The 23,466-nt window shown below is 66.3% G+C and carries 24 protein-coding genes and 1 pseudogene; 12 read left to right on the top strand and 13 right to left on the bottom strand.

Going from position 1 to position 23,466, the window contains the following annotated elements; genetic code table 11:
• Window positions 1–6 precede the first annotated feature (6 nt).
• Window positions 7–618: a TetR/AcrR family transcriptional regulator gene (locus AZG88_RS06655; RefSeq protein WP_005250938.1), complete on the bottom strand. Its 612-nt coding sequence runs from the start codon at window positions 616–618 to the stop codon at window positions 7–9.
• 300 nt (window positions 619–918) lie between these two features.
• On the opposite strand from AZG88_RS06655, the gene AZG88_RS06650 reads away from it, so the two are divergent.
• Window positions 919–1,995: an AraC family transcriptional regulator gene (locus AZG88_RS06650; protein WP_061697278.1), complete on the top strand. Its 1,077-nt coding sequence runs from the start codon at window positions 919–921 to the stop codon at window positions 1,993–1,995.
• Window positions 1,996–2,202: 207 nt separating this feature from the next.
• Here AZG88_RS06650 and AZG88_RS06645 read toward each other — a convergent pair whose 3' ends face one another.
• From AZG88_RS06645 to AZG88_RS06610, 8 genes and pseudogenes are all read right to left on the bottom strand, one after another.
• The gene (locus AZG88_RS06645) at window positions 2,203–3,027 is read right to left on the bottom strand and encodes an SDR family NAD(P)-dependent oxidoreductase (protein WP_005250940.1); all 825 of its coding nucleotides are present in this window, start codon (window positions 3,025–3,027) and stop codon (window positions 2,203–2,205) included.
• 136 nt (window positions 3,028–3,163) lie between these two features.
• On the bottom strand, window positions 3,164–3,550 hold the full coding sequence (locus tag AZG88_RS06640; RefSeq protein ID WP_025433296.1) for a carboxymuconolactone decarboxylase family protein: 387 nt from the start codon (window positions 3,548–3,550) through the stop codon (window positions 3,164–3,166).
• Between the two features lie 202 nt (window positions 3,551–3,752).
• Complete coding sequence (locus tag AZG88_RS06635; RefSeq protein WP_061697270.1) at window positions 3,753–4,415, bottom strand: 3-oxoacid CoA-transferase subunit B; 663 nt, start codon at window positions 4,413–4,415, stop codon at window positions 3,753–3,755.
• A gap of 1 nt (window position 4,416) precedes the next feature.
• Window positions 4,417–5,184 (bottom strand): CoA transferase subunit A, encoded by a 768-nt coding sequence (locus AZG88_RS06630; RefSeq protein WP_061697269.1) that lies wholly within the window; start codon window positions 5,182–5,184, stop codon window positions 4,417–4,419.
• Window positions 5,181–5,780: an RBBP9/YdeN family alpha/beta hydrolase gene (locus tag AZG88_RS06625; RefSeq protein ID WP_005250943.1), complete on the bottom strand. Its 600-nt coding sequence runs from the start codon at window positions 5,778–5,780 to the stop codon at window positions 5,181–5,183. Before AZG88_RS06625 ends, AZG88_RS06630 begins: the two co-directional genes overlap by 4 nt.
• Window positions 5,781–5,794: 14 nt before the next feature.
• Window positions 5,795–7,133 (bottom strand): annotated as a pseudogene (locus tag AZG88_RS55260) (MFS transporter).
• Between the two features lie 138 nt (window positions 7,134–7,271).
• The gene (locus AZG88_RS06615; RefSeq protein ID WP_061046162.1) at window positions 7,272–8,339 is read right to left on the bottom strand and encodes a 3-keto-5-aminohexanoate cleavage protein; all 1,068 of its coding nucleotides are present in this window, start codon (window positions 8,337–8,339) and stop codon (window positions 7,272–7,274) included.
• 313 nt (window positions 8,340–8,652) lie between these two features.
• Window positions 8,653–9,603, bottom strand: a complete 951-nt coding sequence (locus tag AZG88_RS06610; RefSeq protein WP_061046163.1) for a hypothetical protein — start codon at window positions 9,601–9,603, stop codon at window positions 8,653–8,655.
• A gap of 141 nt (window positions 9,604–9,744) precedes the next feature.
• Here AZG88_RS06610 and AZG88_RS06605 point away from each other — a divergent pair, with 141 nt between their 5' ends.
• The 7 genes from AZG88_RS06605 to AZG88_RS06575 all read left to right on the top strand — a co-directional run bounded on the left by AZG88_RS06605 (window position 9,745) and on the right by AZG88_RS06575 (window position 16,807).
• Window positions 9,745–10,896: an acyl-CoA dehydrogenase family protein gene (locus AZG88_RS06605; protein WP_061046164.1), complete on the top strand. Its 1,152-nt coding sequence runs from the start codon at window positions 9,745–9,747 to the stop codon at window positions 10,894–10,896.
• Window positions 10,897–11,018: 122 nt separating this feature from the next.
• Window positions 11,019–11,813 carry an enoyl-CoA hydratase-related protein gene (locus tag AZG88_RS06600; protein ID WP_061046165.1) on the top strand — a complete coding sequence of 265 codons (795 nt, stop codon included), beginning with the start codon at window positions 11,019–11,021 and terminating at the stop codon, window positions 11,811–11,813.
• Window positions 11,814–11,842: 29 nt separating this feature from the next.
• Window positions 11,843–12,577, top strand: coding sequence for an SDR family NAD(P)-dependent oxidoreductase (locus tag AZG88_RS06595; RefSeq protein WP_061046166.1), 735 nt, complete (start codon window positions 11,843–11,845; stop codon window positions 12,575–12,577).
• A gap of 25 nt (window positions 12,578–12,602) precedes the next feature.
• Window positions 12,603–14,282: a class I adenylate-forming enzyme family protein gene (locus tag AZG88_RS06590; RefSeq protein ID WP_061046167.1), complete on the top strand. Its 1,680-nt coding sequence runs from the start codon at window positions 12,603–12,605 to the stop codon at window positions 14,280–14,282.
• Window positions 14,283–14,293: 11 nt separating this feature from the next.
• Window positions 14,294–15,436: an acyl-CoA dehydrogenase family protein gene (locus AZG88_RS06585; protein WP_061046168.1), complete on the top strand. Its 1,143-nt coding sequence runs from the start codon at window positions 14,294–14,296 to the stop codon at window positions 15,434–15,436.
• Between the two features lie 89 nt (window positions 15,437–15,525).
• Window positions 15,526–16,188: a TetR/AcrR family transcriptional regulator gene (locus AZG88_RS06580; RefSeq protein ID WP_005250952.1), complete on the top strand. Its 663-nt coding sequence runs from the start codon at window positions 15,526–15,528 to the stop codon at window positions 16,186–16,188.
• Window positions 16,189–16,207: 19 nt separating this feature from the next.
• Window positions 16,208–16,807, top strand: a complete 600-nt coding sequence (locus AZG88_RS06575; RefSeq protein ID WP_061046169.1) for a hypothetical protein — start codon at window positions 16,208–16,210, stop codon at window positions 16,805–16,807.
• Here AZG88_RS06575 and AZG88_RS06570 read toward each other — a convergent pair.
• A complete protein-coding gene (locus tag AZG88_RS06570) occupies window positions 16,804–17,037 on the bottom strand; it encodes a hypothetical protein (RefSeq protein ID WP_005250954.1) in 234 nt (77 codons plus the stop codon). The two genes, AZG88_RS06575 and AZG88_RS06570, sit on opposite strands and share 4 nt — an antisense overlap.
• Window positions 17,038–17,294: 257 nt before the next feature.
• Between AZG88_RS06570 and AZG88_RS06565 the strand changes: the two genes are divergently transcribed.
• Together AZG88_RS06565 and AZG88_RS06560 are read left to right on the top strand one after the other, a co-directional pair.
• Window positions 17,295–18,836: a GAF domain-containing sensor histidine kinase gene (locus AZG88_RS06565; RefSeq protein ID WP_061046211.1), complete on the top strand. Its 1,542-nt coding sequence runs from the start codon at window positions 17,295–17,297 to the stop codon at window positions 18,834–18,836.
• 55 nt (window positions 18,837–18,891) lie between these two features.
• The gene (locus tag AZG88_RS06560; RefSeq protein ID WP_025433291.1) at window positions 18,892–19,326 is read left to right on the top strand and encodes a LytR/AlgR family response regulator transcription factor; all 435 of its coding nucleotides are present in this window, start codon (window positions 18,892–18,894) and stop codon (window positions 19,324–19,326) included.
• Here AZG88_RS06560 and AZG88_RS55255 read toward each other — a convergent pair.
• On the bottom strand, window positions 19,304–20,938 hold the full coding sequence (locus tag AZG88_RS55255) for a protein kinase domain-containing protein (RefSeq protein WP_082764966.1): 1,635 nt from the start codon (window positions 20,936–20,938) through the stop codon (window positions 19,304–19,306). The genes AZG88_RS06560 and AZG88_RS55255 overlap by 23 nt on opposite strands.
• A 310-nt stretch (window positions 20,939–21,248) precedes the next feature.
• Here AZG88_RS55255 and AZG88_RS06550 point away from each other — a divergent pair, with 310 nt between their 5' ends.
• Complete coding sequence (locus AZG88_RS06550) at window positions 21,249–21,557, top strand: hypothetical protein (RefSeq protein WP_025433289.1); 309 nt, start codon at window positions 21,249–21,251, stop codon at window positions 21,555–21,557.
• Window positions 21,558–21,947: 390 nt separating this feature from the next.
• On the opposite strand, the gene AZG88_RS06545 is transcribed toward AZG88_RS06550, so the two are convergent.
• The gene (locus AZG88_RS06545; protein ID WP_061697268.1) at window positions 21,948–22,514 is read right to left on the bottom strand and encodes a peptide deformylase; all 567 of its coding nucleotides are present in this window, start codon (window positions 22,512–22,514) and stop codon (window positions 21,948–21,950) included.
• A 46-nt stretch (window positions 22,515–22,560) separates the two neighbouring features.
• Here AZG88_RS06545 and AZG88_RS06540 point away from each other — a divergent pair, with 46 nt between their 5' ends.
• Window positions 22,561–23,103 (top strand): PadR family transcriptional regulator, encoded by a 543-nt coding sequence (locus AZG88_RS06540; RefSeq protein WP_025433288.1) that lies wholly within the window; start codon window positions 22,561–22,563, stop codon window positions 23,101–23,103.
• Window positions 23,104–23,124: 21 nt separating this feature from the next.
• Here the strand turns inward: AZG88_RS06540 and AZG88_RS06535 are convergent, their stop codons facing one another.
• Entirely contained in the window at window positions 23,125–23,430 is a 306-nt protein-coding gene (locus AZG88_RS06535; RefSeq protein ID WP_005250961.1) for a WhiB family transcriptional regulator, read from the bottom strand.
• Window positions 23,431–23,466 lie beyond the last annotated feature (36 nt).

The raw sequence follows: 23,466 nt of genomic DNA, 5'->3' as shown, positions 1-23,466 counted from the left end.
CGGTGGTCACGTGCGGCGCAACCCGTCGAACGTCAGCTCGACGACGGCGTCCGCCAGGTCCGCGACCGTCCCGCCCGTGCGCGGGCGATACCACTCGATCAGCGAGTTGACCGTGCCGAACACGAGCCGGCTCGTGAGCGCGGGATCGATGCCGGGCCGCAGGTCTCCCTCTTCCGCCGCCGCGACGACGAGGTCGCTGACGAACGCGTCGAACTCGCGGCGGCGGGCGAGCGCGCGACGCTCCACCGCGGTGTTGCCGCGCACGCGCAGCAGGAGCGTCACGTAGGGAAGCTCGGCGGCGAGGACCTCGACGCTGCGGCGGACGAGGTACTCGAGACGGTCGATGTACCGGCCGCTCGTCGCCTTCTCCTCGGTGGTGACCGCGAAGAGGGCGTTGAGCGCGCGCGACAGTGCCAGCTCGAGCAGCTCCGACTTCCCGGACACGTGGTGATAGATCGACGACTTCGTGATTCCCAGGCGCTGGGCCAGCACCTCCATGCTGGTGCCGTCGTAACCCTTGTCGTTGAAGACCTTGACTGCGACAGCGAGCAGCGAGTCGAGGTCGTAGCCGGGACGTCCGGGCGATCCGGTCTTCCGTGCGGGGCGTGCCGTAGTCATGCGCGCAATCCTTCCAGGTGCAGAACTCCACCGCATCGGTGCGCCGTCATCCACGGGAGCCGACCGAAGGTTCGGTTGAGGTGAGAATACCGCGACGACCGCGTCGGCGGTGAACCACGTGCCGGGCCCTTGACCGGGTAGGGCGCGCACGCACGAGGGCGGGGATCCACCTGCCCCGGGCACGTCGACCCGGGCATCTCAAAACGGATGATGGTCGTGTTCCGGTCGAGTTCGGCCGGCAAGAACGACTAGAATTGACCTCTCGGGTCAAAATATTTGACTGTTCGGGACAGGGTGACGATGCAGTATCTGGTGCGCAATGCCGTGCTCAACGGCTATGTCGATCTCATGCTGACGCTGGGGCGGGACCCTCTCCCAGTGATGCGCTCGGCCGGGGTCGATCCGGCCGCGCTCGGTTCCGGTGACGGGTGGCTGCCCGTCGACTCGGTGTCGCGGCTGTTCGAGTTGTCCGCCGCCGAAACCCGGTGCGAGGATTTCGGGCTTCGACTCGCGGCGGCCCGAGGGATGTCCAACCTCGGTCCGGTGGGGTTGATCGCGCGGGAGGAACCGGACGTGCGCAGCGCCTTGGGCATGGTTCTGCGGCATGTCAATCTGCACAACGAGGCGCTGCGTGCCCGGCTGGTCGAAGCGCACGGGCTGGCCACCGTGCAGGTCGACACTGCCCCGGGGGTCACGTTCGGTCGGCAGGGCATCGAGATCGCCGTCGCCTCGGTCTGCCGGATCCTGCGCGAGTTGCTCCACGACGACTGGGAGCCGCTGACGGTGTGTTTCGTGCACGACGCTCCGGCGGTCCTCGGCACACACCACCGTATCCTCGGCTCCCGAATCCAGTTCGGGCACACCCTCAACGGGATCGTCGTCTACGCGCGCGACCTCGATGCCGACAACGCGATGTCGGACCCTTTGCTGCGGCCCTACACCCGGCAGTACCTGGAGGCGCTCGTCCCGCCCGAGGACACGACCACCGTTGATCGCGTCCGCACCCTGGTCGAGTCGCTCCTGGCGACCGAGCGGTGCTCGGCCGCATATGTCGCCCGCAGCCTCGGCATGGATCGGCGAACACTGCACCGCCACCTCGCCCGGTCGGACGCGACGTTCTCTTCGCTGGTGGATTCGGTGCGGATCGATCTGGCGCAACGCTACGTCGCCCGCCACGACCGATCCCTGACCGACATCGCCGGCGAACTCGGATTCTCCGCGCTCAGTTCGTTCTCGCGGTGGTTCAAAGACCGCTTCGGATGCAGCCCGAAAGCCTGGAAGGCGGCGCAGGATTCGACGTCTCCCGCGGTCGGCACCCCCACCCGCCGGCGTCCCGAGGGCTCGCTCCGACCAGTCGCCCCCTCTGCCCCGGAATAGATTCGGGCTTGTGGCACCGCACCGCACCACTCACCTCTGTCACGACGATGCGAGCACCGTCATGAAGGTCCACGGCGCCCTGACCCGGCGCCGCCGACCCGTCGTCGGTGCCCCGTCACAGACGTAGACCAGGTAACCGAGTACGGCAATCAACCACCTCCATCGCCCGGGCTTCTTCTGCGCCTGCGGGATCAGGTGGACCGTCCGTCAGATGACTACGCCCCCGTTGGGGCTGATGACCTGGCCCACCAGGTAGTGAGAGTCCCCGGCGAGGTAGACGGCGAGAGAGGCGTACTCTTCCGGCCGCCCGAGACGGCCGAGCGGGATGATCTGGTACAAGCTATTTCGCTGCTGATCGGTCGCTCGGGCGAGATACTCCTCGAATGGTGGTGTCATCACTGCCCCGCAGGCAATCGAGTTGACACAGATGTTGGCGCCGGCGACATCCAGTGCCACGGCCTTGGTGAAGCCGGCGACCGCCGCCTTGCTTGCGGAGTATCCCGGACTGTGCGCGCTGGCCGCGGAGATGCCCGCGATCGACGCGATGTTGATGATCCGGCCGTACTGCTGGGCCTGCATGAACTTCAACGCTTCGCGCGTGCAGTAGAAGGTTCCGTGGACGTTGACATCCCACCACTTGAGCCAGTCCTCGTCGGTGAGGTCGCTGGTGATACCGAGGGACCGCCGCGGCGTCGGCGTGGTCAGGTGAGCGTATTGCCGGTTGCGCCGCTCCTCCTCGGCGGGGGAGTTCGGTACCCGAGCAGCGTTGTTGACCAGGATGTGCACGGTGCCGAACCGCGCTGCTGTTCGGGCGAACATCTCTCGAACCGCGGCGCTGTCCGAGACGTCGCAGCTCACTGGCAGGCACTGTCGGCCGCGTGCTTCGATTTCTCCCGCAACGTCCGCCAATTTGTCCGCCTGGATGTCGCAGGCGACGATGTCCGCACCTTCCTCGGCCATCGCCACCGCGATGGTTCTCCCCAGTCCTTGGGCCGCCCCCGTGACCACCCCCACCTTGCCCTGCAGCTTCATCTCGGTTTCCTCTCGTCTCCTGGCCGGCTCTCGTAAGTTCTCAACACCGGAAGACCTAGCCGCGCTGCGGTACTCGTTCGCTTCTCGACAGCCAACTCGGTCCGCTCCAGCTTCAGCTTGACGGCTGACCGCAGGGTCAGTTGGCCGCCTGACGGCGCTCGTGCGCGGCCATCTCCTCGACGAGTATCGGGACGCCGAGGTTGCAGGAGTGGATTCCCACGACGGTGGACAGTTTGAGCACCTCGAGGATCTCCTGGGGTGTCACCCCGATGTCCAGGGCGGCCTGGATGTGGCGTCTGGTCCCCGGCGCGTACATGTGGGTGGCGGCGGCGTCGACGGCGATGCACAGCAGCTGGATGACCTTCGGCGAGAGAACTCCACTTTGGTACGGCTGCATCGCCATCTTCATGTATAGCTCGGTCCAGTCCGGGTCCATCTCGTTGAGCCCATCCCAGAGTGGATTCCAGCTGCCGCCGGCCTTCATCGCCTCCACCACGGGATGGCTGTTTTCGTTCTGCGTCATCATTCCTCCGAAACGGTTGGGTGGTGCGGGATCAGTGGGCAGCCTCAAAGCGGACGAGTTCGCGCCTGAGGATCTTTCCGGTCACTGTCATCGGTAACGCCGCGACGCATTCGATTCGGCGCGGGTATTTATAGCTGGCCATCTGCGCCTTCGACCAGACACAATTTGAGCATCAGGCCCACTTTCAAGACTCGAATGGGGGTCACACGACAGCGGCGGCGGTGGCGGCACGGACGTGGGTCTCTGTCACGCCGGGAGCACATTCGCGCAGAACGAGGCCTTTGTCCGTGACGTCGACGACAGCGAGGTTGGTGATGATGCGGTGTACCACGCCTGCCCCGGTCAGCGGCAAAGTGCAGGCCGACAAGATCTTCGGCGCGCCGGATTTGTCGGTGTGCTCCATGAGTACGATCACTCTGGCGGCGCCGTGGACCAGGTCCATGGCACCGCCCATGCCCTTGACCATCTTTCCCGGGACCATCCAGTTCGCCAGGTCGCCGGTGGCGGAGACCTGCATGCCGCCGAGTACCGCGACGTCGATATGGCCGCCGCGGATCATCCCGAAGCTGGTCGCGGAATCGAAGAATGAGGCGCCGGAGTTGACGGTCACCGCCTCCTTGCCTGCGTTGATCAGGTCCGCGTCGACCTGGTCCTCCGTGGGATAGGCGCCGGTTCCGAGGATGCCGTTCTCGCTGTGCAGGGTGACCGTCACACCGGCCGGCAGGTAGTTCGGGATCATCGTAGGCAACCCGATGCCCAGGTTCACGTACTGTCCCTCGGACAGTTCCAGGGCCGCCCGAGCGGCCATCTCATCGCGCGTCCAGCCGACGACCGCGGGGGTCGCCGGATCAACAATCGTGGTCATCTCAGGTGGTCCTCTTGCCGTTGGCGGTGGTCACGGTGCGTTTTTTTATGTGTTTTTCCTGCGGCCCGGTCTGCACAATCCGGTCGACGAATATCCCCGGCAGGTGCACGTGGTGCGGATCGAGCTGACCGGGCTCGACGAGTCTCTCGACCTGAGCAATGCACACCTCGCCCGCCATCGCCGCGATTGGATTGAAGTTCATCGCGGCCTTGCTGAAGATGAGGTTGCCCGCGGTGTCGCCGACGAGCGCGTGCACCAGCGCGTACTCCGCCTTGATGGACTCCTCGAGCAGATACCTCCTGCCCGCGAACTCGCGGACCTCTTTCGGCGGCGACGCGAGCGCAACGGATCCGTCTGCGCGATAGCGCCAGGGCAGCCCTCCGCCCGCAATCGGGGTGCCCACACCCGCGGGGGTGAAGAAGGCCGGGATCCCGGCGCCGCCGGCGCGCAGCTTCTCTGCGAGGGTGCCCTGTGGGGTCAGCTCCACCTCGAGCTCTCCGGAGAGATACTGCCGGGCGAACTCCTTGTTGTCCCCGACATAGGATGCCGTTACACGGCGGATCCTTCTTCCCTCCAGGAGGATTCCCAGCCCGACGCCTTCCACTCCGCAATTGTTGGTGAATACCTCGAGGTTCGTTGCTCCGGCCGCGTCGATGGCCTTGATCAGCGCGTCGGGAATGCCGCATGCGCCGAATCCGCCGACCGCCAGGGACATTCCGTCCTGGATGTCTGCCACCGCGGCGGATGCTGTGCCGAATACCTTGCTCATGAGGTGGCTACCGTCCGAACCCCGAGCAGCTCCTGGATGAGCTCCTCTGCATGTGGCCAATTTCCGAACCCGGAGGCCGGATTCAGGTGCCCCACGTCACCGAGGTCGACCAGCCGACCGCCCCACGACTCCGCCATGCCGGCCACTCTGCGGCGGCTGGCCAGCGGATCGTTCGTGCTGGCCGCGACGATGCTCGGGAAGGGCAGCTTACGGCGGGGGATGGGTAGCCAGCCGTTGCTGTCGAGGTCCTCCAGTGTCGGATACCCCTCGGGGGGCTGCTGTTCCAGGTCGGGGGGCGTCGCCAGCAGGGCGCCGAGAATCGGCCGGGTCGTCTGCTGAGCCCAGTGCACTGCAATCATGACGCCGGCGCTGTGGGCGACGAGCACGATCGGACCGTCGATGTCCTGGATGACGGCGTCGAGGGCCGCTGTGCGCGCGCTCACACTGAGCTTGTCGTTCTCGAGAGGAGGCACGATACGGACCCGGTCGAGTTTGTTCGCCAGCAAGGTCTGCCAGTGCTCGTCGACGTGGTCCCGGAGTCCGGGCACGATCACGACTGTGGGGGATGAAGGGTCGGTGGGGACAGGGTTGGCCATTGCGGTCTCCGGTGTTAGTTGGTGATGTTCGAGGCGCCGCCCGGCCGCAGCTGCTGGAGCTTGCGTAGGCCGGCGGGGAATAGCCGTCGTCCCAGCAGCAGTGCCAAGGCCGCGGGGATGTATGCCAACGGCGATAGCCTGAGCGCGTCGAGCAGGCCCAGGTGGTCCGCCAGGATCCCGATGACGAAGGGGCCCAGGGCCAGGCCGAGAAGACTGTTGGCGATAGTGGCCACACCCATCGCGGAGGCACGAAGGGTGGTGTGCGTGAGGTTGGCGACCATCGCGGCGGCCGGGCCGGAAGAGCCGGCCGAGAAGAAGGCGCCGATGCCGATCAGGACAAGCTGGACGGGGCCGTTGCCCATGCTGAACCCAAGCCCCAGACACCCCAGCGCGATGACGCAGTAGATGATTGCCGAGGTCCATTTGGTGGCCGGGGTCTCGCGGCTGACCCGGTCGGTGATGACCCCGCAGACCACCATGCCGCTGCCGATGAGCAACACGAAGGCGGACGCGACCACTCCGGCCCTATCTGGGGCCAGGCCGTAGTACCGGTTGAAGAAACTTGGCATCCAGGCCAGCAGGACCGCTGACGTGAACATCTGCAGTCCGCTGCCCACATAGGTCCACACGACTGCGGGGTTGGTGAACAGGCTGGACAGGGGGGGCGCGATAACCGTCCGGCGTGGTTGGGTCGCCGATCGCGGTAGGCGGGCCCTCGATGGCATATCTGGCCAGCTTGCCCTCCGACACCAGGGCGCGGAACAGCGCCACCAGGATCAGGCCGAAGATCGCCATGGCGGCGAAGGACCAGCGCCAGCCGAACTGGACCGCGATGAACCCGCCGAGCGCGACGCCGATCACCGAACCGAACGATCCGCCGGACATGAATGCTCCGGCGAGGGCCGCGTGGACGCGGGGGGCGAAGACGGTGAGCGCTACGGCGATACCGACACTGCCATAGGCCGCCTCGCCCACGCCGACGAGGAAGCGGGCGCCGAGCATCTGCTCGTAGCTGGTGGCGATCGCGCACAGCAGCGTCGCGATGCTCCACAGCACGGCCATCAGGACCAGGCTCCGGACCCGGCCCCAGCGATCCGCCAAGATCGACAGAGGCAAGGTCAGCAAGCCCACCATCAGCGCAACGATGCTGTTCAGGGAGGCGAGGTGCGAGTCGGACAAGTCCCACTCGGCCTTCAGAATTGGGAAGACGGCGCTGAGCACCTGGCGAGACATGTAGTCCGACAGCAGTAGGCCGAAGGTCAATGCCAAGACCACCCAGGGGAAGATCCGTCGCTTCCGGCTGGGTGTGCGAGTTGGGGTGTCGACCTCGACAGGTTGATCTTGCAGCACCATGGCCTACTTCCTTGGGGTTGTTTCGAGAAGTTCGAGATTGTGTCGAAAGCGCGGGGCCGGTCGGCTGGTCCTTCGGACGGGGAGTGCGTTGGGAGCACGGGCAATGTCACCGCGCCCCCAACCACTCGTGGTCTCCTGCTACACGTTCTGGTGCTGGGCGTAGTGGGTGAATCCGACCTGCCCCGGCCGACGATTCGGCGCGTAACCGGCCTGCGCCAGCGTCTCGTCCGCATCCGCGTAGCTCTCACCGATCCGGTAGATCTCGCGGGCCTCCTTGGCGGTGGCCACTTCCCGGCCGAGCTCGCCGGCAACCCGCACCAACTGGCGCACCTGGTCCGCCGAAGTGATCTTGCCGCCCCGCGGCGCCCACAGATTGTCCTCGTTGCCGCACCGGGTGTGCAGGCCCATCGCGATCGCCATCGTGTTCACCGGCAGCACGCTGCGCATCAACGTCTCGAGCGTGAGCGAGGCGCCGTCCGGGACTCGGCGGATGAACTCCATCATGTTGTACGGATTCGGTCCGTCCAGCCCGCCGCCGATCGCCACCCACGTGATGTTGAGCGGGCCCGTGTAGAAGCCCCGCCGAATCACACGCTCCACGGTCTCGAGCTGCGGAATGCTCCCAAGCTGGAAGTGCGGCTGAATACCCGCGGCCTGCAGACGGCGCAGATGCTCCTCCACCCAGGTCGGGCCGGCCGGCACAGTCATCTCCCGGTAGGTCTCGACCAGTTCCGGACGCTCCAACGACGTTCCGCGCGTGTCGTTCTCGGTCATCAACTCCATGATGTTCATCTGTCCGGTATTGATCGCGACCGTTACCTGGTCCGGCGCCGGATCGAGCTCGGCCAGCATGTGCCGGGTGTCATCGCTGAGCCACTTCGCCTCCGCGCCCTCGCCCTCGGGGGCGAAGGAGATCGAGCCGCCGATCTGCAGGATCATCTCCGGCACGGCCTCGCGCAGCCGGCCCAGCAGCTCGTTGAACTTCGACAGCCGCTTGGAGCCCTTCCCGTCGAGCTCGCGGACGTGGATGTGCAGCACGGTCGCGCCGGCCTCGAAGCAGTCCACAGCCTGCTGGACATGCTCGTCCATCGACAACGGCAGGTCCTCGGGGAAGTCGTCGACCTCCCACTCCGGGCCGTACGGCGCGACAGTGATAACGAGCTTGTCCTGGTTCTCCGGGAACAGGGCATCATCGTGAAAATGCATGAAGAACTCCAATCAGAGGGATAAGGGTTGGCACGAGCCGGCCGGATGCCACCGGTGACGTCTTCCAGCGGAGATCGGAGCGGCCCACTCATGCTCGATCTCCGGCGACCTGCCCGGCCCACACCACTTGAGGTGATGGATGTCACGATAGCTGGCGCAGGACGGTGATTTTTGACTAAAGGGGACAGAAAACTTGACCATTTGGGGCGGCTGGTAGGCGTGTCAACCGATATCGCCGAGGTCGTGTCGTTCCTCGCACGCCCGGCGTGCTGGGGCAGCGGCCAGGTCGTCTACGCCAACGGCGGGATCTGAATCAGGCGCCCGTGGCCTGGGTCCGGCCCTCCTTGCGGGCCTTCGCCAGCCCACGCCGGGCCAGAAATCCGTTGGCCAGGAGCAGGAGGGTCTTGTTCGGCGGCGCCGCGAACCCGGCCTGGGTATGGGGTGCATACAGCGCCTCGGTGCCCGTGACCTCGATCCAGCCGGTGTTCTGACGCGACTCGAGGCCGACGAGCTCGGCGCGATAGGCGTGGGCGAGCAGCCCTGCGCGGCGGCCGCCCTGCGGCACGCCGGCGGGCACCGTCAGACGCACGCCCTCGCTGCTCGCAGAAACCACGTCGACCGGAACGACGGCCGGATAGCCGTCCGCCTGACGGTAGGCGAGCAACCGGTGTGACAGCTTCGCAGCGCGCCCACCGGTCTTGGCCGCATCCACCCGTGGGCCGGTGCCCCGCTTCGGCGGAGTCTGAGGTTCCGCGTCGACGGCGGGCAGCGGTGCGCCGAACACCTCGGGCCGACCGGTCAGGTGCAGGTCGGGCCAGGCGACGACCCGTGTCACCGTCACCGTCACCGGTACCCGGTCGGCGTAGTACGCGCTGAGCCACCGGTCCCAGAACACGCCGCGGCGTGGCTCGCCCGTGTAGGGGGTCGAGCGCCGGCCGATGTCTTCGAGCAGTTCCGGGTCGGGGGTGGGGTCGAACGTCGCGTCACCCTGCACGAGCACGTAGCGCTGATTGGTGGCGTCGCCGATCCCGTGCTCGCGGGCGTGGTAGGTGAGCGCCACCCGGGGCTCACCTTTGATGCGTTCGAGCTTGCGTCCGAACCCCAGCGAGGTGGTGAAGCCGACCGTTCCCCGCTCGCGGTCGCTCAGCCCGAGGGGTGCCACCGCCGTCACCACGGCCCCGCCTGCGGGCGTGATGTACGCGAACCCGCAGGTCAGATCGCCACGGATGACGTCATCGACCCCATCCGACCAGGTGACCGGCATGAGTCGAGCCTACTCAGCCGACGCGGCACCGGGCCAGCGCTCGAGGGTTGACGACGCCCCGGAGTGAATATAGCTTCACTTCAAGTGAGTAGTCACTCACAAAAATTGATCGTGTATTCAACACGGCATCGAGGAGCATTCATGGACCTGGCACTGACCGAGGAGCAGAAGGAGTTCCGGCAGCTGGCCCGCGACTTCTTGAACAAGGAGGTTGTGCCGCACCGCGCCGCGTGGGACCGCGCCGAATCGGTGGACACCGCGATCGTCGAGAAGCTCGCCGACATCGGCTTCTTCGGCATGACCATTCCGGAGGAGTACGGCGGGCTCGGCGGCGACTACATCACGTACTGCCTCGGCATGGAGGAACTCGGCCGGGCGGACTCCGCGGTCCGGGGCATCGTCTCGGTGTCGATGGGGCTCGTGGGCAAGGTGATCCTGTCGCACGGCACCGAGGATCAGAAGCACGAGTGGCTGCCCCGCATCGCGTCCGGTGAGGCGCTCGCCTGTTTCGGGCTCACCGAGCCGGACAACGGTTCCGACCCCGGCAATCTGAAGACCAAGGCGGTACGCAGCGGCGACGACTACGTCATCAACGGGTCCAAGATCTTCATCACCAACGGCACGTGGGCGAAACTGTGCCTGGTGTTCGCGCGCACCGGAGGCCCTGGGCCCAAAGGGGTTTCGGCCTTTCTGGTTCCGACGGATACCCCGGGATTCGAATCGCGCGAGATCCGCGGAAAGCTCGGACTGCGCGGGCAGGCGACTGCCGAGTTGTCCTTCAGGGACGTTCGCGTGCCGGCGAGCTGCCTGCTCGGATCCGAGGGGCAGGGCTTCTCCATCGCGATGCACTCCCTGGACAAGGGTCGCGTCTCGGTGGGCGCGGGTTGCGTCGGAATCATCCAGGGCTGTCTCGAGGCCGCCGTCGACTACTCCCGCGAGCGCACGCAGTTCGACCGTCCGCTCGCCTCGTTCCAACTCGTGCAGGATCTGATCGCCGACATGTCCGTCGACGCCGACGCGGGGCGGTTGCTCACCTGGCGGGCCGCCGACCTGATCGAGCGCGGTGAGCCGTTCGGGACAGCCGCGTCGAAGGCGAAGTACTTCTGCAGTGAAGCTGCGGTTCGCGCCGCCAACAACGCAATACAGATCTTCGGTGGGTACGGGTATGTCGACGAATATCCCGTCGCCAAATACATGCGCGACGCGCGGGTGATGACGCTCTACGAGGGCACCAGTCAGATTCAGAAGCTGCTGATCGGCCGGGCGGAGACCGGGGTCGGCGCCTTCCTCTAGTGCCACCGAGCGTCGAGTGACCCTTGACACATTCCCCGGTGTGAATATACGTTCATTCAAATCGAATACTGATTCATAAAACATGAACAACAACTCATTGCAGACTCCAGAGAGGAATCACCGTGACCGACTACGAAGACATCACCTACGAGGTCGACGGCCCGGCTGCGGTCGTGACGATCAACCGCCCCGCGCGCTACAACGCCTTCCGCGGCAAGACCGTCGACGAGCTGATCAAGGCCTTCCGCTCGGCGTGGGCCGACGACGCGGTGCAGGCGATCATCCTCACCGGTGCGGGGGAGAAGGCATTCTGCACCGGCGGCGACGTCAAGCAGCGCGCGGAGACCGGCGACTACGGCCCGACCGAGAGCGGAATGTTCGAGATCGGCAACCTGCACAAGCTGATCCGCGACGTCCCCAAGCCCGTCATCGCCGCGGTGAACGGCATAGCGGTCGGCGGCGGCCACGTCCTCCACGTTCTCTGCGACCTCACCATCGCGTCCGAGACCGCGAAGTTCGGCCAGGCAGGTCCCCGCGTCGGCTCCTTCGACGCGGGCTTCGGGTCCGCCTTCCTGGCGCGAGTCGTCGGCGAGAAACGCGCCCGGGAAATCTGGTACCTCTGCCGCCAGTACGACGCGGTCACCGCCGAACGCTGGGGCCTGGTCAACTGGGTGGTCCCCGCCGACCGACTGCTCGACGAGGCCAAGGCCGTCGCCGCGGAGATCGCCGAGAAGAGCCCCACCACCCTGCGTTTCCTGAAGCAGTCGTTCAACGCCGACACCGATCACCAGGCCGGACTGAGCAATCTCGCGATGTCCGCGCTGGACCTGTTCACGCACTCACCCGAGGGCCTCGAGGGGGCGGCGGCGTTCGCGGAGAAGCGCAAGCCCGATTTCAACAAATTCGTGAACGCCTGAGTCCGACAGCACGGGAAGTGGGAAAAAGCATGAGCAACAACATCGCAGTGGTCACAGGCGCAGGATCCGGCATCGGCCGGGCCATCGCCCTCGCGCTCGCCGAGCAGGGCGACACGGTGGTCGTCGCCGACCTCGACCTGCAGGCCGCGGAGAAGACGGCAGCCGAACGGCCCGACCGGCTCTTTCCGATGACCGTCGACGTCGCCGACCGGGCGCAGGTCGACGCCCTGCGCGACCGGGTGACGGCCGAGGTCGGCGTCGCGAACGTCCTCGTCAACGCGGCGGGATGGGACCGCACCGATCAGTTCCTCAACGCCACTACCGAATTCGCCGAAAAGGTCGTCGCCATCAACTACCTCGGGCCCGTCCACATGTGTAGTGCGTTCCTTCCCGGCATGGTGGAGGCGGGTAACGGCGGGCGCGTCATCAATCTCGCGAGCGATGCAGGCCGTGTCGGCAGTGCGGGGGAGAGCATCTACGCCGGTGCGAAAGGCGGCGTGATCGCGCTGTCGAAGTCGCTCGCCCGTGAGATGGCCCGGTACGGGATCAACGTCAACTGCGTGTGCCCCGGCCCGACCGACACCCCGCTGTTCCAGGCGCAGGCGGAGAAGCTCAAAGAGGCTCTGGTGAAGGCCATTCCGTTCCGGCGGCTCGCCCGCCCGGAGGAAGTGGCGGCGCCGGTCCTGTTCTTCGCGTCCGAATCCGCGTCGTTCATCACGGGCCAGGTGATCAGCGTCAGCGGTGGCCTCACCATGGCCGGCTGAGCGGCACCGGGACGGAGGACTCATCATGACGTACACCTACGATGCTCACGCCTATCGTCAGTACTTCGAGCACGATTTCACCTATCTGAACGGCTTCCGGCGCAACACCCACCGGTACGCCGATCGACTCGCGATGCAGTCCCCGTCGACCGGCGAGAGCTGGACGTACGCAGAACTCGGCGATCGCGTCGACCGGCTCGCCACCGGGCTTGCCCGCGCCGGCGTCGCTCCGGGCGATGTCGTGGCCTACCAGTTGTTCAACGGTTCCGAATTCGCCCAGCTGTACCTGGCCGGGCAGGCCTGCGGCGCGGTCGGAGCGCCGATGAACTTCCGGCTCGCGTCCGGGGAGACGGCGGTCATCCTCGACGCGAACCGCCCCACGGTGTTCGTCTACGACACCGAGATCGGCGAGATGGTGCGGGATGCCTTGTCGCGCTCCACACACAAGCCTGCGCTCGTCGTTGCCGTCGGACCCGGAGAACCACTGCCGGGAAACGGTTTCGAGGTGATTCGCTTCGACGAACTCGTGGCCGAGTCGGCCTCACCGCCGGACGTGAGTCGCACGGTGTGGGACGAAACCACACGGCTGTTCACGTCCGGAACCACCGGCATGCCCAAGGGGGTTCCGCTGAACAGCATGATCGAGATCTTCAGCGCCCACGACGTGATCATGCACTTCCCGTTGACAGCGGAAGACAAGACGCTGAACATGACTCCGTGGTTCCACCGCGGCGGACTGTACTGCGCCGGGCCGAATCCCACGTTCTATCTCGGTGCCTCGCTGGTGGCGCAGCGCAGCTTCGACGCCGAGGTCACCCTCGACTACGTCGAGGAATACGGGCTGACGTTCCTGATCGGTGCCCCGACCAACCTGGCGATGCTCGCTCGCGCACAGGAGGAGAAGCCCCGGGACCTGTCGACCCTCAACGGCATCGTGACGATGGGCGCGCCACTCGAACGGGAAGCGGCACTGCACTATCAGAAGGTGCTGAATCCCCGCATCTTCAACGGGTACGGCAGCACCGAAGGATTCTGGAATACTTTCCTCCGACCCACCGATCTGCCGGAGATGGCCGGGACCGCCGGGCGGGCCTGCATCGACGACGACGTCGCCGTGGTCAGGCTGTTCGACGACCGCCTCGCCGACGCTCACGAGACGGTCGCCAAGGACGGAACCGAGATCGGTGAGGTCATCGTCCGCTCACCGAAAGGCGCCAACGCCTACTTCGATGCCCCGGAGCAGGAGAAACGGAAGTTCCGGAACGGCTGGCTCCACATCGGTGATCTGGCCACCTGGGACGACGAAGAGTTCGTGACGATCGTCGGCCGCAAGGACGACATGCTCCTGTCCGGCGGCGAGAACGTGCACCCCGTGCAGATCGAGGAAGCACTGGGCGGGCACCCGTCGGTCACGGATTCGCTGGTGGTCGGGGTTCCCGACGACAAGTGGGGGCAGATCGTCGTCGCCTACGTCGTCACCACCGCACCGGTCCCGTCCGCGGACGATCTGGACGACTTCTGCCGCAGACACCCGATGCTCTCGCAGTTCAAGCGCCCCCGGGCCTACCGTTTCGTGGAGTCACTCCCCGTGTCGGCGACGGGAAAGAAGTTGCACTACAAGGCCACCGATACCGCGCGCCGGGAGTTCGAGAGCGGGGCGTTCGTCGTCCCGAGTGCCCGCGGATCCCACACCGTCAGCTCGTAAAGGACACCGTCATGACCATCGAATTCGAGTCCGAGCACCACCAGTTCCGGGACAGTGTCCGCAGCTTCGTGCGCGAGCGGATCGTCCCGAGGCACGAGCAGTGGGAGAGCGAAAGCTGCCTCGACCCGGCACTGTTCACCGACGCGGGTAAGCAGGGGCTGCTCGGCTTCCCGGTTCCCGAAGCCTACGGCGGCCCCGGCGTCGAGGACTTCCGCTACAACGCGATCGTCGTCGACGAGGTCAATCGGGCGGGTGCCGCCGCCGCGGGCATCGCATTCTCTCTGCAGAACGACGTCGTGCTGCCGTACCTGACGGACATGACGACCGAGGAGCAGAAGGCGCGCTGGCTTCCCGGAACCGTCACCGGTGAGACGATTCTCGGCATCGCGATGACGGAGCCGGGCACCGGCAGTGACCTCACCGGGATCCGCACCACGGCAGTGCTCGACGGCGACCACTACGTGGTGAACGGCAGCAAGACGTTCATCTCCAACGGCCAGAACGGCACGCTCTTCGTCGTCGCCGTGCGCACGTCGGCAGACAAGCACAAGGGGCTGTCGCTGCTCGTCGTCGAATCCACCACACCGGGATTCTCCCGGGGCCGCAACCTGGAGAAGATCGGGCTGCACGCTCAGGACACGAGCGAGCTGACGTTCACCGACATGCGCGTGCCGGTGGCCAACCTCCTCGGCGAGGAGGGGCAGGGTTTCTATCAACTCGTCCACAATCTGCCGCAGGAGCGCCTCTCGCTGTCCGTCGGCGCGGTCTCGGCCGCCGAGGGGGTGCTCGAGCAGACCCTGGAATACGTGAAGGAACGCAGCGCCTTCGGAAAGCCGATCGCCGGCTTCCAGAACACCCAATTCGTTCTCGCGGAACTGGCCACGGAACTCGATCTGGCCCGGACCTATCTCGACGACTGCATCCGGCAGCACGTCCGCGGAGAACTGACCCCGGCCCGTGCGGCGCGGCTCAAGTGGTGGACCACCGAACTGCAGGTTCGTGTGGCCGACCGGTGCCTGCAACTGCACGGCGGGTACGGATACATGCGCGAGTACGCGGTGGCGCGTGCGTTCGTGGACGCCCGGATCCAGACGATCTACGGCGGTACCACCGAGATCATGAAGACGATCGTCGCGAAGGATCTCGGGATCTGACGCGGGCCGGACTGCGGTTCCGGCCCCGCGCGGGATACTGTGAATACTCGTTCACCGCAGGTTCTGCCAGCAAGGAGAGGTCATCTGTCATGGCGAAGGACACGTCCGCCGTTCCACTCGACGAAGCCGTCCGCGCCGTACGCGTCAGCTCGCGGCGACGTCAGGTGCTCGACGCCGCCGTCACGGTGATGCAGCGGACCGGCTTCCACCAGATGTCCATGCAGGCGCTGGCCGACGAGGCACAGGTGAGCGTCGGGCTGATCTACAAGTACTTCGGCGGCAAGGAGGACATCCTCCTCGCCACGATCGTCGACATCCTCGACGCCTTCCGCGATCAGCTCGAGCCCGCGATGGACGCAGCGGGAACCGACCCCGTCGAGCGGCTGGTGGCCGGGTTCCGGCGCTATGTCGAGATCGTCGACGAGAATCTGGATGCCGTCGTGCTGACGTATCGGGAAAGTCGGACGCTCGACCAGGACGGGCGTGAGCGGATCAAGGAACTCGAGGTGGCGACGTCCAAGCCGCTCCACGACGCCCTCGACGCCGCGATCACCGCGGGCATCGCGAGCGATCTCGACGTCGATCTGACGACGTTCGACATGATGATGCTCGCGCACGGGTGGGCGCTCAAGCACTGGCATTTCGCGTCCCGCTACACGGTGGACCAATACATCACGGCGCAAACACGATTCATTCTCCGCACCGTGCTGTCGGACCGGAGTGGCGCGAAGTACCGACACCTGACGGAGTGACCGCGCAAACGCTGACCGGATGACCAGATGGCGGTTCGACGGTGAGATCACGGGCCTGGGCACCGGCTCGGGTGTGCGCATCGTCGTCGGACACTGGTCGCGATCGCCGCTCGGTGAGTTCACGGATGTCATGGTCGAACTCGCGGACGGTCACCGCGTGCTGCTCGCCCCGTCGGAGGTGGTCCGCGACTTCGTCACCGCGACGTACGTCTTCGACGAGACCGTGATCGTGTCCGTCCGGTGCTCGCGGTCCGGCGGCAGCCGGACCGTCGAGGGCGGGGACCTGCGCGTGAGTTTCGAGCTCGGCGCCCGCACCACGCTCGGACGATTGCTGAACCTGATCCCGCGGGCGCTCGCGAGTGCACCGTGGTTCTGTGTGGTCAGCGACCCGATCGCCCGTGTCGTTCTCCGCGGTGTGCGTACCCGCGGCACCGCAGGCAACGGGCGCCGGGAGTACTACGGCGCCGTCGATCAGCGGCGGGTGGTGGGAATGTCCGCATCCTGGCGCGGCCGGGACCTCGGCGCGCTGCAGCCGGTGGAACCGCCCGTCCGATTCGGGTTCGGTTCGACCCCGCGGACCCCGGCTGCCACGTCGATCGTCACCACGATCGTCGACTAGTCGAAGAGGGTGGGGGCCTCTCCCGGCTGTTCGCGGTCGGCCGGTTCGACCTCGCCGGCCGGGCTCGTCGCCTTGTGCACCACGGACAGGGCCGTCGTCCGGACCGAGAGCCGATGGCCGTCGGGATGCTGCAGCGAGGCCATGCCCTTGCTGAGCTCGACCACCAGCCAGGGACCGGCGTGACCGGACGCCTGCACCAGATCACCCACCTGTATCTGTACGGCTACCACCGCTTCCTCCCAAGGTTTACTGCATCGGCCTGTGCCCAGCGTAGCGACATCGGCGGGTGTCAGCCGAGTGACGGGAACTCGGTCGGATGAGAGCGGACCGGCAGCTCGATATGATGCTCATCGAGGTCTGTCCGAGTACTCCACGACTGATCCGAGCATGCACGATGACGCGAAAGTGGTCACGGCGGTCACATGGAGCCCTGTCGCGGCGCGGCGCGGCGGCCCCCTGGGCGGCTTTCGACGCGGACGCGCACAAGATGCCTGCGCGTCTGATATCGCTGCTGGTGCGTCCGACGACCCCGCCGTTGTGGTTGGGGATCGTGGTCGCCGCCACCGTGATCACCGTGGAAACCGTTGTGGTGCATCAGCTGGACAAGGTAGCGCCGCAAAATGCATTCGGTGCGGTGTTCCTGCTCGGAGTTCTGGTGGTCTCGGCTCGGTGGGGATTCGCGCTGTCGGTAATGACGACTCTGGTGAGCGCGTTCGTCTACGTCTACTTTCACCTTCAGGTGGCGGGGACCCTGCTTCCGGCCAAAGCCGGCGACTGGGTGGCCATCGTGGTCTTCCTGCCGGTCGCTCTGGTGGCCAACCTCATGGCGGGCCAGGCCAGATTGCGTACCGCGGAAGCGGTTCTGCGCCGCCGGGAGGCGGAGGCGAGCCGGGACGAGCTCGCGATCCTCGCCGAACACCAAGCCGCACTGCGTCGGGTGGCGACCTTGGCGGCGCGTGGGGTGAGCCCCTCGGAGGTGTTCACGGCGGTGGCCGAAGAACTCGCGCTCTGGCTGCATGTGGTCGACGCCGTGTTGCTTCGCTACGAGGGAGACGGCACAGGGACGTTGGTCGCCGTCCGATACGAGCCGGGGGAAACTCGGATGCCCGTCACCGGAGACAGGATCTCGACGGAGGGCGACGACGTCGGGGCGATCGTCTTGCGCACCGGCCACGGCGCCAGAATCGACAACCACGAACATGTCGGTGGGGCAGTTGCTACCCGCATTCGTGCCGAGGGCTTCGGATCGATCGTGGGAGTCCCGATCGTCGTGGACAAACGGGTGTGGGGCGCGGCGATCGTCGGATCGCGGCGCACCGAGCCGCTGCCGGCGGACACCGAGATCCGACTCGGTGACTTCGCCGATCTCGTCGCGACCGCGATCGCCAATGCGGCGACCCGTGCCGAACTGATCGCCTCGCGGGCCAGGATCATCACGGCAACCGACGAGGCCCGGCGTCGCCTGGAACGTGACCTGCACGACGGGGCCCAGCAGCGGCTGGTGTCGCTGGGACTGGAGGTGCGGATGGCGGAGGCGTCGGTGCCGGCCGAGTGGGGGGACGTGCGGGAGCAGTTGTCGGCGATCGCCTCGGGGCTCACGGGCGTGTCGGAGGATCTGCGGGAACTCTCGCACGGGATCCATCCGGCGATCCTGTCGAAGGGCGGGCTGGGATCGGCGGTGCGGACGCTGGCTCGTCGTTCCGCAGTCCCCGTTGCTCTCGACGTCGCGATCGAGGGCCGGTTCTCCGAATCGGTCGAGGTAGCCGCCTACTATGTGGTCGCCGAGGCGCTCACCAACGCCGCCAAACACGCCCACGCCTCCGAGGTGGATGTGTCCCTGCGGGCGGAGGACGGCACTCTGCACCTGGTGATCGGGGACGACGGCGTCGGCGGCGCCTCGTCCGGTGCGGGCTCCGGCCTCATCGGGCTACAGGACCGAGTGGAGGCCCTTGGCGGCCACATGCTGATCACGAGTCCCCCCGGTCACGGGACCACGCTGGACATCACCATCCCGGTCGCCGACGAGTGACCGAACGGGATTTACCTGCTAGCGGGAATGCGTACCCGGGAGTATCAGGTCAACCATGGAAATCATGGTGTTGCAATTCGGTCGTCTACGGTGCCTGATCGTCGATGACAGCCCACGTTTTTCGGATACTGCTCGGCGACTGCTCGAGCGGCAGGGCATCACGGTGGTCGGCACGGCTTCGAACACCGCCGACGCGGTCCGGTCGGCCGCGGAGTTGCAGCCCGATGTCATCCTGGTCGACGTCGAACTCGGCGCGGAGAGTGGATTCGAACTCGCGGAGCGGCTCGACGAGGACGCGTTCCCGGCCGCGGTGATCTTGATTTCCACCCACGCCGAGCAGGACCTGGCGGACTTGATCGCCGGGAGCCCCGCGGTGGGTTTCGTGTCGAAGTCCGAGCTGTCGTCCGAGGCGATCCGGGATCTGCTCGGCGCCGGTGACGGAACCGAAGGGGAGCCGGTGGCTCCGGTCAGCGGGCCTCGAGGAAGGTGACGACCGCGAGAACTCGACGGTGATCGTCGCCGGTCTCGGGGAGGTTCAGTTTGGTGAGGATGCTGCGCACGTGTTTCTCGACGGTGCCCTCGGTGACCCAGAGTCGGCGGGCGATGCCGGCGTTGGAACGTCCCTCCGCCATGAGGGCCAGTACCTCCCGCTCCCGCGCGCTGAGTGCGGCGAGCGGGTCGTTGCGCCTGCGGGCGGAGACCAACTCCTGAACCAGCGCCGGATCGACGACGGAGGCCCCCGCGGCGATGCGCTGGAGGGTGTCGATGAAATCGTCCACGTCGGTGATGCGGCTCTTGAGTAGGTAGCCGATTCCGCGGCCGCTGGCGAGTAGCTCCATCGCGTGTTCGACGTCGGCGTGCGCGGACAGGACCAGGATGCCGACTTCGGGGAATTCGTCGCGGATCGCCCGGGCCGCGTCGAGCCCTTCGGTGGTGTGGGTCGGGGGCATTCGGATATCGACCATCACCAGGTCGGGGGCTCGCTCACGGACCAGTTCGAGGAGTGTGGTTGCGTCGCCGGCCTGTTCCAGCACGTCGAAGCCGGAGCGCGTGAGCAGACTCGCCAACCCCTCGCGGAGCAGGACGTCGTCTTCGGCCAGGATCACCCGAAGACGTGTCGTCACCGGCCTGCTCTCCGAACTTGCCCGTGCCCGAGCCGATTGCGGATGGTCGCGGTCGTGGGGGTCGCCGAGGTCGGTGGGCACCGCCATGTCGTCGACGGTCAGGCCGTGGCGGCGCTGAATCCGCCGCAATTCCTCCCCGAACTCGGCGGCGCTCGCAGGACGATCCTCGATGTTGCCCGCCATCACATGGTTGATGGCGGAGCGCACGTCGGCGGGAATGTCGGTCTGCGTCGCATCGGACATCGTTCCGTCGGGGGTCTGCGGCACCTGGTTGGCCGTCTGCTCGGTTCGGGGGCGTTCGATGCCCGCGTGACCGTTGAGCGCACACAGGAGCGTGGCGCCGAGGCTGTAGAGATCCGACGCCGGTGTGGGGGTCTGTCCCTGGAGTACCTCGGGGGCGGTGAACGCGGGGGAACCGGAGATGAGGCCGGTGGCGGTCTCGAAGCCACCCGCGATTCGTGCGATGCCGAAGTCGGTCAATTGAGGCTCCCCGTACTCGGTGAGCAGGATGTTCGCGGGCTTGATGTCGCGGTGGAGGGTGCCTCGCCGGTGTGCCGTCTCGAGCGCCCCGGCGATTTTGACCCCGATATGCAGTGAATCCTGCCAGCTCAGAGGGCCTGCCTCGCGGATCAGTGCGTCGAGGGAGTTGCGTGGGTGGTACTGCATCACGATGTAGGGCATGCCCGATTCCGTGGTGCCGCTCTGGAAGATACTGACGATATTGGGATGCCCGGACAGTTTGCCCATGGCGTGCTGCTCGCGGAGGAACCGGTCGAGATTGTCCGAGTCGAGCGCGGCAGCGGCAGTCAGCACCTTGATGGCAACAGTGCGTTCGAGAGAGCGCTGCCAGCAGCAGTAGACCGCTCCGAAACCGCCACGTCCGACTTCGTGGGCATCGTCGAAGCCGGCCGCGGCCAGCTCTACCGCAATCGCCCCGAGCGGATCGGACCGCGTCGCCGGAGGATGGAATTCGGCCATCGTCGACCCCGAGTTTCCCCGTCCATGAGAAAAGCGCCCGATCACCGTGAAAGTGACCGACTTCGAGAATACTTCATCGGCGCCCGGCCCGACACGCCATGACGCCGTCTCGCACACAACGAACAATCATGGCATTGCAGCTACCTGGAAAACCGAGATTGCGGCTGGTTGCATCCGCAAGCTCCTGCTGGCAGTGACGACGCGGGGTTCCGTTTCCGCGACGATTTATATCAATGGTCGTTCGATCATCAACCCATCGCAAGCACCGCACAAGTCGGCGCAGCACAGAAAGAAAATGAAGGTGAGGACAATGAACAAGTTCGCAATCCGCACGGCGGTCGCCGCGGCAGCAATCGCACCCCTGCTCGCTCTCGGTGCCGGAACTGCTTCCGCCGCAACAGTACCCGATGTGGCTACACCCGCTGCTCGTGTCGTGCCGGATGCGGGTCCCGTGACGGACCTCCCGGATTCCGGTTTCCCCTGGGGCTGGCCGGGAGCGACGGGGCCGTTCGGACCCGGACGACAGGATGTCGGGCCCTTCCACGGGGGGTTCGGCGGTTTCGGAGGTTTCGGGCACTTCGGCCACTTCGGTGGCTTCGGTGGACACGGTGGGTTCTAGCCGCGGACGTCGGTTTCGGGTGCGCGACCTCTGATCGGCTGTGCCCGAGAGCGGGCACAGCCGAAAGGGCCGTAGCGTCCCGGCGATCAAGCGAATCACCCTTGCCCCGAGCGTAATCCGTGAACCCAGATGTATCACGTCGACCGCAAACGCTTCACTGCGATGAGCGATGCGGTGCTCGGCAATGTATTCGACTTGGCTGCATCGTCGTTCGATCGATGCGCACCTCCCGTCCGTGGCGCGGACCGGTCCGGTCGACGCCGCCGTCCGACCCGAATGCTTCGACCCATCACCGCACACCCACACGAGGTGCATCAGTCATGCCGTACGTCACCACCGCCGATGGCACCGAGATCTATTACACGGAGCAGAGAACCGACGTCATACCACTCACCAAGCGAAGGGGCCACGGTCCGCCCCGGGTACCCACGTATTGCCGGGGTCGGTCCACTGACGCCGTTTGATCATCTTGCGCGCGGCGCGGTGATTGCGTCCGACGAGCCGGTCGAGGTAGAGATGCCCGGCGAGATGATCGGTTTCGTGCTGCAGGCAGCGGGCCAGATAGCCGGTGCCCTCGACGGAGATCGGGTTGTTGTCGATGTCCACGCCGACCACTCTCGCCCAGTCGGCTCGGCCCGTAGGGTAGCGCTCGCCCGGAACGGAGAGGCATCCTTCGAGTTCGTCCGGGTCGGGCATGGTCTCGGGCAGCGGCGAAGTCTCGAGCATCGGATTGATGACGTGCCCTCGATGTCGCCGAGTGTCGTCGATCAGGTCGTACACGAAGATCGCCCTCGGGTCTCCGACTTGGTTGGCGGCCAGGCCGGCTCCGTGAGCTGCGGTGTTGGTCTCGTAGAGGTCATCGACGAAGGCGGCGAGTTCGCTGTCGAACGCGGTGACCGTCACCGCTGGTGTGGTCAGTCTGGTGTCTCCGGCAATGAGGATCGGTCGAATAGCCATACGACGGAGAGTACTCAAATATGAGTACTCCGGTAGAACTGATGGCATGAATCCCACGCGGCTGTTCGTCCTCGGCGCTCTCTCCAAGCGGGGACCCATGCACGGTCACCAACTGCGTCGCGACGCGCGTCTGGATCGAGCCGAATTGTGGTCACAGGTGAAACCCGGGTCGCTCTACGGTGCGTTGCATCGGCTCGAAGACGAGGGTCTGATCCGCCCGTTGCGGACAGAGCGGGACGGAGCATTGCCCGCCAGAACCGTGTACGAGATCACGGCCGAAGGAACCAGGGAACTCCGAGCGCTCCGCGACGAGGCGTTCACCGAGTTCGAACTCAAACCGGACCCCGTCGACCTCGCCCTGGCTGTGAGCGCAGATCTCGACCGGGAGGTGCTCCGCGGCTACGTCGAGGACCGCATCGCGGTCCTCGCGGCACGCGAGCTGCAGTTCGATCACCAGCTCGATCGCCGATGGCCCGACCAGAGTACGGCCGACGATCTCATCGTCGCCCACGCCAAGATGCGCATCCAGACGGAGATCGCCTGGCACAAGAAAGTCCTCGCCGACATCGACAAGCTGGAGGCACGGTGATCCGCGGGTAGGAGGAACCTGTCAACGGCGGCTGCCGGAACGGAGTCGGCGGGCGTGCCGTCGGCGGTCGGCTTCGGTCATCCCGCCCCAGATCCCGTACGGTTCGTCCTCGGCCAGGGCGTGGTCGCGGCAGTGGGCGAGCACGGGACAGTCCTGGCAGATCTGCTGGGCGTTCGCTTCGCGACGGGCTCGCGCATGACCGCGTTCGCCGTCGGGGGAGAAGAACACCGACGATGCGACTCCGCGGCATGAGGCCAGCTCGCGCCAGTCCTCGGGGTGGGGCGCGGCCGCGGGGGCCGGTGTTCGTGACGTTTCTGCCAACAGCACTGCGGTCCTTCCGTTCCCGGAACGTGGAACAGAACC

Origin of the sequence: Rhodococcus sp. LB1, assembly GCF_001583455.1 — a bacterium.
GTDB classification, from domain to species: Bacteria; Actinomycetota; Actinomycetes; order Mycobacteriales; family Mycobacteriaceae; genus Rhodococcus_F; species Rhodococcus_F opacus.
Note: the sequence above shows the minus strand (reverse complement) of the source record. Positions and strands in the feature narration are given on the sequence as shown.